The organism is Burkholderia sp. IT-111MI5 (assembly GCF_949752865.1).
In the GTDB taxonomy this organism is placed as follows: domain Bacteria; phylum Pseudomonadota; class Gammaproteobacteria; order Burkholderiales; family Burkholderiaceae; genus Burkholderia; species Burkholderia pyrrocinia_C.
On the sequence record NZ_CATKIF010000072.1, the window covers coordinates 87,446 to 98,985 of the forward strand.

Annotated in this window: 8 protein-coding genes; 5 read left to right on the plus strand and 3 right to left on the minus strand. The window is 67.5% G+C overall.

The annotated features are described in order from the left end of the window. Positions 1–78: 78 nt before the first annotated feature. Complete coding sequence (locus ACM6JT_RS33455; protein ID WP_407972992.1) at positions 79–576, plus strand: sugar ABC transporter ATPase; 498 nt, start codon at positions 79–81, stop codon at positions 574–576. A 208-nt stretch (positions 577–784) separates the two neighbouring features. Here ACM6JT_RS33455 and ACM6JT_RS33460 read toward each other — a convergent pair whose 3' ends face one another. Together ACM6JT_RS33460 and ACM6JT_RS33465 are read right to left on the minus strand one after the other, a co-directional pair. Continuing rightward, positions 785–3,220, minus strand: coding sequence for a PEP-utilizing enzyme (locus ACM6JT_RS33460; RefSeq protein ID WP_414858054.1), 2,436 nt, complete (start codon positions 3,218–3,220; stop codon positions 785–787). A 327-nt stretch (positions 3,221–3,547) separates the two neighbouring features. Continuing rightward, on the minus strand, positions 3,548–4,642 hold the full coding sequence (locus tag ACM6JT_RS33465; RefSeq protein ID WP_414858055.1) for an AraC family transcriptional regulator: 1,095 nt from the start codon (positions 4,640–4,642) through the stop codon (positions 3,548–3,550). Positions 4,643–4,894: 252 nt separating this feature from the next. On the opposite strand from ACM6JT_RS33465, the gene ACM6JT_RS33470 reads away from it, so the two are divergent. From ACM6JT_RS33470 to ACM6JT_RS33480, 3 genes are read left to right on the plus strand one after another with little or no spacing between them, the layout of a single operon-like run. Next, positions 4,895–6,286 (plus strand): APC family permease, encoded by a 1,392-nt coding sequence (locus ACM6JT_RS33470; protein ID WP_105391991.1) that lies wholly within the window; start codon positions 4,895–4,897, stop codon positions 6,284–6,286. A gap of 49 nt (positions 6,287–6,335) precedes the next feature. Next, a complete protein-coding gene (locus tag ACM6JT_RS33475) occupies positions 6,336–7,733 on the plus strand; it encodes an aspartate aminotransferase family protein (protein ID WP_414858056.1) in 1,398 nt (465 codons plus the stop codon). Between the two features lie 28 nt (positions 7,734–7,761). Continuing rightward, positions 7,762–9,201, plus strand: a complete 1,440-nt coding sequence (locus ACM6JT_RS33480; protein WP_414858057.1) for an aldehyde dehydrogenase family protein — start codon at positions 7,762–7,764, stop codon at positions 9,199–9,201. Positions 9,202–9,220: 19 nt separating this feature from the next. On the opposite strand, the gene ACM6JT_RS33485 is transcribed toward ACM6JT_RS33480, so the two are convergent. Then, positions 9,221–10,075, minus strand: coding sequence for a FadR/GntR family transcriptional regulator (locus tag ACM6JT_RS33485; protein ID WP_414858058.1), 855 nt, complete (start codon positions 10,073–10,075; stop codon positions 9,221–9,223). Positions 10,076–10,304: 229 nt separating this feature from the next. Between ACM6JT_RS33485 and ACM6JT_RS33490 the strand changes: the two genes are divergently transcribed. After that, positions 10,305–11,513, plus strand: a complete 1,209-nt coding sequence (locus tag ACM6JT_RS33490; protein ID WP_414858059.1) for an ABC transporter substrate-binding protein — start codon at positions 10,305–10,307, stop codon at positions 11,511–11,513. Positions 11,514–11,540 lie beyond the last annotated feature (27 nt).

Consider the following 11,540-nt stretch of genomic DNA (forward strand, 5'->3'; position numbering starts at 1 on the left):
CCCGAACAAGCTGGCCGTTTGGGGTCGTGAATGGTATCGGCGCAGATGGCGGAGTGTCGTGACGTGGATGCATACTCGATGCATTTGGTCGACCTGCGGGCAGGGGGGCGACCGATCGTCGATCCGGTTGCGCAGCCGCGGGCCATCAACCGGACGGGATGCATCGTTGTCGATCCAGGTCCACGGACCACGGAGATCACCATGAACAAGCTGTTGCCGATGACGATTGCGTTGCTTGCCGGATCCGGCATCGGCGCCGGAACGCTCCACGCTGCCGGCAGCATGGATGCGCCGCCCTGCAGCGCGGCGCATGCGGCGGACCAGGGCGGGAACGCCGCGATGCCGGGCACGTCGGTCCGCAGCTTTTCGACCGCCGGTTGCTCGGGCGCGGTGCTGCAGGGCGAACGGGCCACCGCGACGGTCGACGGTGACCGGGTCGAACTGCGGGACGGCATCGTCTATGTGAACGGCCGGTCGTACGGCGCCGTCACTCCCGCGCAGACGGTCGAATACGAGGCCGCGCACGACAGGCGCATATTGAAGGTCGACGGGAAAGTCCGCACGCCGCAGCGCTGAGCACCGATTCCGGCTGTCGCCAACCGCGACGCGTCACGTCGTCTTCGGATAGCTGACTTCCATTCCCGCGTGCACGTCCTGCTGGATGCCGTACTGCGCGAACGGATCGCGCAGCCCGTTCCGCGACAGAGCGTCCATCCCCGCAATCGCCTGTTCCAGCGCATCCGGCGCCGGCCCCTTCAACACGCCGGCGGGCGGCATACCGCGCTTATTCGACCAGCGTCAGCCGGCCGTCGCTGAGCCGCACTTCGCGCCCGACCCACGCCGCGTCGACGCGCGGCAGCACGGCCGACGGCTTGCGCAGCTCGCGCAGCAGCGTCGCGCCGTGCGACAGCCGGCCGCCCATGCGCGCGATCACGGCGCGCGCGGCCTGGTACTGCGCGTGCCGGCCGGGGTCGAGCGTGTCTTCCAGCAGGATGTCGTGGCCGAGCACGCCCTGCGTGTGGCCGGGATAGATCATGAAGCCGGTCGCCTCGTCGGTGCCTTCGCTGCCGTCCTGCCAGAAGCTGCCGTTGCGTTCGCGGCGCTCGGGATGAGGCGCGAACCACGCGTCGCGATCGGCGGCCGGCATCGCATGATGCAGGCGGAAGAACACGCGCATCAGGTTGTCGCGATACCACTCGCGCACCTGCAGATACCAGCCGCGCATGCCCGGCGCGCCGAGCGTATGGAGCACGCGAACCGGCAGCGGCCAGTCGGGAAACGCCTGCAACGGCAGGTCGATGGCCGCCGGCCGCGCGGTGCCCGGATCGGTTTCCCACGGCAAGCGGTGCGGGCTGTCGTCGAGCTGGCCGTACACGGTCGGCGGGCGCCCCCACAGTGCGCCGCCGCTGCTGGCGAGCGATGCCGCGATGCACAGGTTGCCCTGCACGACGAACACGTAGAAGCGCGTGAACCAGTCGGCCAGTTGCCGGCCGTCGGCGCGCTGCTCGACGAGCGTCGCGAGTTCCCGGTCGAAGCGCCGCAAGCCGTGCTCGAGCGTCGGCAGGTGCGTGCGCGCGACGCGCAGCATGCGCCAGAACACCGGCAGCGATCGCAGCAGGCGCAGCGGTCGCCAGCGCAGCGGCGGCGTCGCGCCGCCGATCTCGCCGCTGTAGTTGCCGGCCGATACGCCCCAGTCGGCGAGGCGCGCCAGGAACAGGTCGTTGTTGATGTACGACGCGCCGCCATAGAGTGCGGTGAACGGTTCGTTGTCCCGCAGCACGCGTGCATCCCAGCGCGCCATGATGGCCGGGATGCTGCCGGCCGCGCGGCGTTGCGCATACTCGACCAGCCGGCTCGGCTGCGGCGGCAGGATCTCGGCGATGTTGGCCGAGGTCAGGTGCCGGTGCCAGCCGTAGCTGCTGATCGGGCGGTACTGCAGCAGCCACAGTTGCGTGCCGTCCCACGCCCATTCGACGTCGCCCGGAACGTAATGGAACGCGCGCAGCACGCGTTGCAGGAAGGTCCACAGTTGCGTCGCGGTCAACCCGTGCGCGGTCGGGAACGTGCCGCTCTGCCAAGGCTCGCCGAGCCGCGACAGGATCGCGCGCTGCGGGCTCGCCTGCCCGTCGGCGAGCGTTTCGAGGTGGCCCTGCACCCATTCGACTTCGACCGCGAGATGACGCACGAACGCGATGCCGGACAGCACGGGCGTGACGAAGCGCTGCACGACCGCTTCCTCGAGCCCGCCGTCGAGCAGCTCGGCCACGCGTGCGGCCGCCCGCGACGCCGGCACGCGCAGGAACGTCGTGTGCCGGCCGGCGTTGGCCGCATCGGCCTGGTCTTCGCCGTGACTCGACGAGCGGATCGCCCACTCGGCATCGGGCTGGCTCGCGAGAAAGCCGGGCAGGCGCGGGTCGTCGGCGCGGGTGAGCGACAGCGCGGGCGGCACCGGCAGCCCGGCCATCGCGGCCAGCGCCAGGCGTCCGCCTTTCGTGTGCGCGACGAAGCCCGCGTCGCCCGCTTCGAGCCACTGCGCGAAGGTTGCCGGCGCATCGATCCACGGATAGTGTCCCCAGCCGGCTTGCAGCGTGACGGTGAGGTCGGCGCGCGCGAGGATGGCCGACCACGCGGCGGCCTGGCGCACGCCGAGCACGTTGTCCTGGTCGCCCCACACGAGTTCGATGCGATCGGTGATCCATTCGAGCAGCGGCAGCGCGGTATCGGCGCGCACGAGATCCCAATGCGGCAGGAACGCGCGGCAGCGCGCATAACCGGCGCCCATGCGGCGGTACTGCGCAGGTGTCCAGGTCTGGTTCGAGAACTTGCGTGCGAACAGCGTCGGGTAGTGCGAGAGCAGCCAGTGGATCGCTTTGCGCAGCGGCTTCGGCGCCATCAGTTTCGGCAAACGCCGTTCCCACAGGAACGCACCGACGGGCGCGAGCAGCACGCTGCGGCTGAAGTGGCCGGGGTGCCGCTGCAACGCGTGCAGCACCAGCAGTGCATTCACGCCGACCGCCATGATCGCGTGGCCCGGTTCGGTCGCGTCCAGCAGCGCTTGCGCGTAGGCGGCGAGGTCTTCGCACGGCGGCGCGGGATTGTCGCCGAAGCCCGGCAGTTCCAGCGGCACGGGTTGGTAGCGGCGGAAGTGGGGCAGCGCATCGTCCCACCAGTCGGCCGCGCTGCCGTTGCCGGCGAGGAGGTACAGGATCGGTTTGCTCATGGTGGCTTCGTCGGTCGACGATCGTCGCGGTTGCGCTCGCCCGATTACGCGGCGGCGTCAGCGGATGCCAAGGGCCTCTTTCGCATTGCGTCGATGCGAGCGGAATCGGAGCGTGGCCGCGTTCGGATTGATTATTGCGGGCATTCTACGCGAGTCGATTCTTTGCGATTTTCATTCCGGGGTTCGGATTTTTCGGTGCGCGATCGATACGCGTTACCCGGTTGTCGATTGACCGGCATGTCGAGCACGATTCCATTCAGGCGCGGGTCATGGATTTACGTGCGCAAAGAATCCCGATGCCGGCAATGAAGCCGTAACCGGTGCTGCTCACGCGTCGACGTCCGACTCGGCGCGCGGCGTCTTGCCCGTCCAGCGCCGGTACGCATGACGGAAGCTGCGCGGCTCGCTGTAGCCGAGACGTTCCGCGATCGCCGCGACCGTCAGCGTGTGGTCGTCGAGCATTCGCACCGCTTCGTCGTGACGCACTTCGTCGAGCAGCGACTGAAACGTGATGCCGTCCTTGTCGAGCCGCCTGCGCAGCGTGCGTTCGGTCAGGTGCAGCGCATCCGCGAGCGACGTCATCGACTTGAAGCGCGACAGGTCGCGCGCCATCAGCTCCTTCGCGCGATCGGCGAAGCGCGTGCCGACCGACGCGGCCCACTGACGTTCGAGCGCTTCGCACTGGTAGTGCAGCGCGTTGAAGCTGACTTCGTTCGCGAGGCGCGGCGTTTCCGTGCCGTTCACGGACGTGAACACGAGACGGTTGTCGCCCGCATTGAACGCGACCTTGCAGCCGAAGTGGCGCGCATAGTCGGCCGCGTTGCGCGGCGTGCGGCGCGCGAGCTGCAACTGCTCGGGCCAGACCGGCTTGCCGACGAGATCGGACACGATCAGGCGCAGGCTGGACAGGCACATGTCGACCTGAAACACCTCGAGATCGGGCTCGCCGTTGTAGCGGCCGATCGTCACGCTCATGCCGTCCGCGTGCGCATCGATACGCACATCGAAATACAGCCCCATGAACAGCGGAAACTGGCTCATGCAGCGGAACGCCTGCATCACGGAGCCGCTGATCAGCATCGCGTAGCCGGCGAGGCCGAGCGTCGACACGTGCAGCCGCGCGCCGATCGACAGCCCGATCGACGGCACGCCGCTGCAGCGCAGCAGGTTGCGGAAACAGCGCTGCTCCTGGCCGCGATTCACGTGCAGGTTCGGCGACGCGACTTCGTCCGCGCCGAGCCCGGTGCCTTCGAGCAGCGCGGCGCCGTCGATGCGCCGCACGCGGCACTCGTCCAGCGCGACCGCGATCGCGTGGACGGTGGCGGGAATGTCTTCCTGGCGTCCGGCCGGACGCGCGAGGCCGAGCGACGAACGCAGGCTGCGCTCGGCCCTGCTCTGGTTTCGATGGAAGCGGCTGTCCATGGTGCGGATGCGGCGACGGGATCGCGTAGAACATAGCCGGAATGTCCGCAAAATGCCAGTGCGGCACAGCACCATTCATGACTGGCCGGCGCGACGCGCGGCGATGTGTCCGCAAATATCCCTCGATTACGTCCGCTTTTCTCATTCGTCGTCGATTTTTTGGCGCACCACACTCGTTTCCGAATCGTGCAATGCACGCGTTGCCGACGAAACGGGTGTTGACGTCATGAACGAAATCCACGTGAGGACAGCATGAACAACGACAGGCCAGGTCGATCCGCATCGGTCGCTTCGGCGAACGACTCGGAGCCGCACGCGCATCGATGCGACGCAACCGGACGACGCAACGCGCATCCGCTCGGACTGTTCACGCTGGTGATCTTCGGCCTCGCGTACATGCTGCCGATGACGGTGTTCACGACCTACGGGATCGTCACGAGCGAGACGAACGGGCATCTGACGGCCGCGTATGCGGTTACGCTGGTCGCGATGCTGTTCACCGCACGCAGCTACGGCCACATGGCGCGGCTGATGCCGAGCGCCGGGTCGGCCTATACGTTCGCGAGCCGCAACTTCGGCACGTCGGCCGGTTTCATGGTCGGCTGGGCGCTGCTGATGGACTACCTGTTCATCCCGATGATCAGCTACCTCGCGATCGGCATCTACATGAAGCAGCTATTCCCGGCCGTGCCGGCCAGCGTGTGGATCGTCGCGAGCATCGCGCTGGTCACCGGGCTGAACATCGTCGGCATCCGGCTCGTCAATCGCGTGAACCTGATCCTGATCGCGAGCCAGCTCGTGTTCATCGCGATCTTCGTCGTCGCATCGGCGCGGGTTGCGAGCGGCGAAGGGCTGTCGATGGCCGTCGCGTTGCCGTCGTCGGGCGATGCGCGTGCGATCTTCGCCGGGTCCGCGATCCTGTGCCTGTCGTTCCTCGGCTTCGATGCGGTCACCACGCTGTCCGAGGAAACGCGCGAGCCGCGCCGCACGGTCCCGCGCGCGATCCTGCTCTGCACACTGGCGAGCGGCCTGCTGTTCATGCTGATCGCTTACATCGGGCAAGTGGTGTTTCCCGACTGGCACGCGTTCAAGGATCTCGATTCGGCCAGCCTCGAACTGATGCGGCGCATCGGCGGCGGCACGCTGTCGGCGCTGTTCGTCGCGGTGTATGTGGCCGGCTGCTTCGCAAGCGCGATGGCCGGGCAGGCGAGCGTGACGCGCGTGCTGTTCGCGATGGGCCGCGACCGGGTGCTGCCCGAGCGCGTGTTCGGCCACCTGCATGCCCGGCTGCACACGCCGGTGCGCGCGACGCTCGCGGTCGGCGTCGTGTCGCTGTCCGCGCTGTTCGTCACGCTCGATCTCGCGTCGACGATGATCAGCTTCGGCGCGCTCGTCGCATTCGCGATCGTGAACCTGTGCGTGATGCGCAGCTATCTGTGCCGGCCCGAGCACCGCCATGCCGCGGGCTGGATCGCGTTCGGCGCGATGCCGGCGATCGGCTTTGCGATGAACGTGTGGCTCTGGGCGGGACTGTCGCGCCAGACGTTCTACGTCGGCATCGGCTGGCTCGTGCTCGGGCTCTGCCAGCTCGTGTGGCTGACGCGCGGCTTCACGCGCCCGGCGCCGACGCTGTCGATGAATTAACGACCGGTCGCTCAATGCCGGTTTTGAAACCCTGAAGGAGGAACGACCCATGAACGCCGTTGACGTCAATCTCGATGCGGACCTGCAGGCGCTCGGCAAGCGCCACCTGCTGATGCACTTCACGCATGCCGATGCGTATCGCGACAACGCGCTGACCGTGTTCGACCGCGGCGAAGGCTGCTGGCTCGTCGACCGCAACGGCAAGCGCTACTTCGATGCGCTGGCCGGGCTGTACTGCGTGCAGGTCGGCTACAGCCACGGCGCGGAGATCGGCGACGCGATCCGCGAGCAGATGGTGCGGCTGCCGTTCGCCACCAACTGGGGTTATGGCCACGAACCGGCGATCCGTCTCGCGCACAAGCTCGCGGCGCTCGCGCCGGACGGCCTGAACCGCGTGTTCTTCACGTCGAGCGGGTCGGAGTCGAACGAATCGGCGATCAAGCTGGTGCGCCAGTATCACCAGTCGCGCGGCGAGCCGCAGCGGCGCAAGTTCATCGCGCGGCGCGTCGCGTATCACGGCACGTCGTTCGGTGCGCTGGCACTGAACGGGATGACGAACTTCCGCAAGCATTTCGAGCCGCTGATGTCGGGCGTGCGGCATGTGGGCAACACGAAGCGCTACGGCCGTCCGGCGGGCGAGACGGAAGCGCAGTTCACGCGCCACCTGCTCGACGAGATCGAATCGCTGATCGTGCAGGAGGGACCCGACACGGTCGCCGCGATCGTCGTCGAGCCGCTGCAGAACGCGGGCGGCAGCCTGACGCCGCCGGCCGGCTACGCGACCGGGCTGCGCGACATCTGCGACCGGCACGGCGTGCTGCTCGTCGCGGATGAAGTGATCTGCGGGTTCGGGCGGCTCGGCGAATATTTCGGGTCGGCGCGCTACGGGCTGAAGCCGGACATCATCACGTTCGCGAAAGGCATCGCGTCGGGCTACGTGCCGCTCGGCGGCGTGATCGCGAGCGACGCGGTCGTCGACACCGTGCTCGACGGGCCGCAGCAGATGTTCCTGCACGGCGCGACGTACGGCGGCCATCCGGTCGCATGCACGGCCGCGCTCGCGAACCTCGCGATCATGGAGCGCGAAGGTGTACTTGCAAACGTCCGCGACAACGAAGCGGTGTTCCGCCGGACGCTCGACGGGCTGCTCGAACTGCCGTGCATCGGCGACGTGCGCGGCGACGGCTACCACTACTCGCTCGAACTCGTGACCGACAAGGTCGCGCGCCGCTGGTCGGCCGGCATCAGCGCGCAGGCGTTCGTGTCGACGCTGCTCGCGCCCGCGATCTTCGACGCGGGGCTGCTGTGCCGTGCGGGCGTCGATCATGAAGGCACGCCGATCCTGCAGTTCTCGCCGCCGCTCGTGATGTCGCGCGACGAGATCGTGTGGTTCGTCGCGCAAATCCGCGACATCCTCGTCGACACCTGTGCGCGTGCGATGCGCTGATCCGACATCCTCATAACAGGAGCATTCGATGCGAACGTCACAACAGTCCTATATCGGCGGCCAGTGGCTCGATCCGGCCGATGCACGGTCGATCGACGTGATCGACCCGGCCACCGCGCGGCCGTATGCGCAGCTCAGGATCGGCGGCGCGGCCGATGTCGACCGCGCGGTCGGTGCGGCGAGGCAGGCCTTCGACGCGTACTCGCGCTGGTCCGTGGACGAGCGCGTCGCGCTGCTGCAGCGCATGCTCGAGATCTATCGGCGCCGCTACGAAGAGGTCGCGCAAACGATCAGCCAGGAGATGGGCGCGCCGATCGCGTTCGCGCGCGCGATGCAGGCCGCGGTCGGCACCGCGCACCTCGAACAGACGATCCGCGCGCTGCAGTCGTTCCGCTTCAGCACGCAGACCGATTCGCTGCTGGTGTCGCACGAGCCGATCGGCGTGTGCGCGCTGATCACGCCGTGGAACTGGCCGATCAACCAGATCGTGTGCAAGGTCGCGCCGGCGCTCGCGGCCGGCTGCACGATGGTGCTCAAGCCGAGCGAGATCGCACCGTTCAGCGCGATCCTGTTTGCCGAAATCTTGCACGAAGCCGGCGTGCCGCCCGGCGTGTTCAACCTCGTGCACGGCTACGGGCATGAAGCGGGCGATGCGCTGTCGCGCCACCCGGATGTCGACATGGTGTCGTTCACGGGCTCGACGCGCGCGGGCGTCGAGGTCGCGAAGGCGGCCGCCGATACCGTGAAGCGCGTGCACCAGGAGCTCGGCAGCAAGAGCCCGAACCTGATCCTGCCCGACGCCGATATCGACGATGCGGTCACACGCGGCGTGCGCAGCTGCTTCAGCAACAGCGGCCAGTCGTGCAACGCGCCGACGCGCATGCTCGTGCATGCGGATCACCTGGCGCTGGCCGAGCAGGCCGCGCGCCGCGAGGCGGAACGCACCGTCGTCGGCGATCCGCGTGCGCCGGAGACGGGCATCGGGCCGGTGGTCAGCCGCACGCAGTTCGACCGCATCCAGCACTTCATCCGGCTCGGGATCGAAGAGGGCGCGACGCTCGTCGCCGGCGGCCCGGGGCGGCCGGACGGGCTCGGCGACGGCTTCTACGTGCGGCCGACGGTGTTCTCGAACGTCACGCCGGGCATGACGATTGCGAACGAGGAAATCTTCGGGCCGGTGCTGTCGATCGTGACCTACCGGACCGAGGACGAGGCCGTCGCGCTCGCGAACGATTCGGTGTACGGGCTCGCGGCCTACGTGCAGTCGAAGGATCTCGAACGCGCGCGCCGGATCGCGGCACGGCTGCGGGTCGGCAACGTCCACATCAACTATCCGGCGTGGAACCCGGCCGCGCCGTTCGGCGGCTACAAGCGCTCGGGCAACGGGCGCGAGTATGCGGAGTTCGGCCTCGTCGAGTATCTGGAGACGAAGGGCACGACGGGGTACACGGAAGGCGGCGCGCGATAAAGACGGCGTTTGCCGACGCTCAGCCCTCTTCGGGATCCGTTGCGGCCGCATCGGATCCCGCTACGTGAGCGGCGGCACGCCTGCGGATCTCGGAGTCGAGGATCAGACGCCCGCGCAGCTTGCCTTTCATCCGCTTCACATGCTTGGGCGCCTCGGTCATGTGCTCGACCATCAGCGCACGGACGCGCTCGGCATCGCGCTCGCGTGCGGCCTGCAGGATCGCCTTGTGGATCGATACGTTCGCTTCGCCGAAGCGCTTGTGTTCGACGAGTGGCGTATCGTTCCGGAACTCGATCAACTGCCGGATCATCTCGTTGATCAGCTCGCAGCTGAATCGCAGGAACGGGTTCGGGTTCGCGGCCGCGAGGATGTCGTGGAACGTCGTGTCCTCCTGTCGCTGGCGCAGCATGTGGCCGCGGTCGTGCACGCCCGACGCGCCGTCGCAACACGCGATGTTCGACTCCAGCGCCGCGAAGTCGCGCTCGCTCAGGTGCGGCACGGCGCCCGCCGCCAGCTCGGGTTCGAGCAGCTTTCGCACCGTATAGATGTCGTCGATCGTCACGTCCTTGAAGAACAGGTAGTTCTGCAGGAGCTGCAGCGTGCGGTCGAGCGGCACCTCGACGACCATCCCGCCGCCCGACGGCCCCGTCGTGACCTTGATGAGCCCCTGCACCTCGAGCGACTTCAGCGCCTCGCGGATCGTGCTCTTGCTCACTGCATAGAGCTGCTGCAGCTCGGCTTCGCGCGGCAGGCGGTCGCCCGGCTTCAGGTCCTTCTCGGTGATCAGCCGCTTGATCTCCTCGGCGACCAGGTCGGCCCGCTTCGGCTGCTTGATTTCGACCGCGAGGCCCGCCCTGGCTCGGTCCATGACCATCTTCACGACTCCTTTGTCTGACTGCGCGCCGCGTCATCGTCGACGATCCGTTCCGGCGCAGGGTACGGAATTTTGCCTGATTGACACCAATTTTGATCAACTCTAGCATCAGGTTCATTCTATTTATCATGATAAATAGGATCAACCGGCGGCGCGCATCCTGCAGGGCGTGGGCACGGTTTGGCAGTCGGTCGCATCGCGTGTGTCCCCCTTTATCAGGAGCGTCAACTTGAATCGCCGAGAACTGTTGAAACTGGCCGCACTGTCGGCCGTGCCGGGTGCGCTCGGCAGCATGTCGTTCCGTGCCGCGTTCGCGCAGGGTGCGACCATCCAGCTTGCATGCCCGGTGCCGATGTCGGGGCCGTTCGCCGCCAACGGCAAGTACGCCGATCTCGGCATGCAGCTCGCCGTCAAGCAATACGGCAAGGTGCTCGGCGCGCCGCTTGCCTATACGGCGCTCGACACCGAGGGCAAGCCCGCGACCGCCGTGCGGCGCGTGCAGGAGATCGCGCAGCAGAAGGGCGTGCGCTTCTTCGCGGGCGGCATCCTGTCGTCCGAATCGCTGGCGATGGGCAAGGAAGTCCAGAAGGCGGACGGCGTGTTCATCACCACGGCCGGCGCGGACGAAATCACCGGCAAGGATTGCAACGCCGCGACGTTCCGCTGGTCGGTGCCGACCTTCGGCGCGATCGAGCAGACGGTGCGCCCGTTGATCCAGATGCTGCCGAAGGCGAAGCGCTGGTACACGATCACGCCGCAATACGTGTTCGGCGACGGCCTGCTGTCGGCCGCGAAAGCGATCTTCAAGGAGAAGGGCATCGAGCATGTCGGCAACAGCTACCACTCGCTCGCCGAGAAGGAGTTCAGCGGCTACCTGACGAACGCGGCGGCCGCGCAGCCGGACGTGCTGCTGATCCTGAACTTCGGCTCGCAGTCGTCGGACACGCTGCGCCAGGCCGTCAGCTTCGGGATGAAGCGCAACTGCACGATCCTCCTCGCGTGGGCATCGGGCCTCGAGCAGTTCGAGGCGCTCGGTCCCGACATCTGCGACGGCGTGTATTTCGGCGCGCAGTACTGGCACGGCATCGATTCGCCGCTGAACCGCGACCTGGTGAAGCGCACGAACGCCGTGTTCAAGGCGAACCCGAACTACAGCCTCGCGGGTTCGTACATCTGCTCGAAGATCCTGCTCGACGCGATGGTGAAGGCCGGCAGCGCCGATCCGAAGAAGGTCGTCGCGGCGATGGAAGGCATGAAGTACGACGGCCTCACGGGCCCGGAGGAAATCCGCAAGGCCGACCACCAGGTGCTGAAGAACTACTACCTGCTGAAGGGCAAGCCGAAGGGCCGGATGAAGAGCGCGGACGACTATGCCGACATCGTCAGCTCGGGCCAGTCGTTCCTGCCGGTCGACAAGACGGGCTGCAAGCTCGCGTGACGCCGTGCATGCGTTCGCGGCCGTCGT

Bases quoted from the DNA above. Each gene is read 5' to 3' on its own strand.
- ACM6JT_RS33455 (WP_407972992.1), top strand. From the start codon at position 79: ATGCATTTGGTCGACCTGCGGGCAGGGGGGCGACCGATCGTCGATCCG.
- ACM6JT_RS33460 (WP_414858054.1), bottom strand. From the start codon at position 3,220: ATGAGCAAACCGATCCTGTACCTCCTCGCCGGCAACGGCAGCGCGGCC.
- ACM6JT_RS33465 (WP_414858055.1), bottom strand. From the start codon at position 4,642: ATGGACAGCCGCTTCCATCGAAACCAGAGCAGGGCCGAGCGCAGCCTG.
- ACM6JT_RS33470 (WP_105391991.1), top strand. From the start codon at position 4,895: ATGAACAACGACAGGCCAGGTCGATCCGCATCGGTCGCTTCGGCGAAC.
- ACM6JT_RS33475 (WP_414858056.1), top strand. From the start codon at position 6,336: ATGAACGCCGTTGACGTCAATCTCGATGCGGACCTGCAGGCGCTCGGC.
- ACM6JT_RS33480 (WP_414858057.1), top strand. From the start codon at position 7,762: ATGCGAACGTCACAACAGTCCTATATCGGCGGCCAGTGGCTCGATCCG.
- ACM6JT_RS33485 (WP_414858058.1), bottom strand. From the start codon at position 10,075: ATGGTCATGGACCGAGCCAGGGCGGGCCTCGCGGTCGAAATCAAGCAG.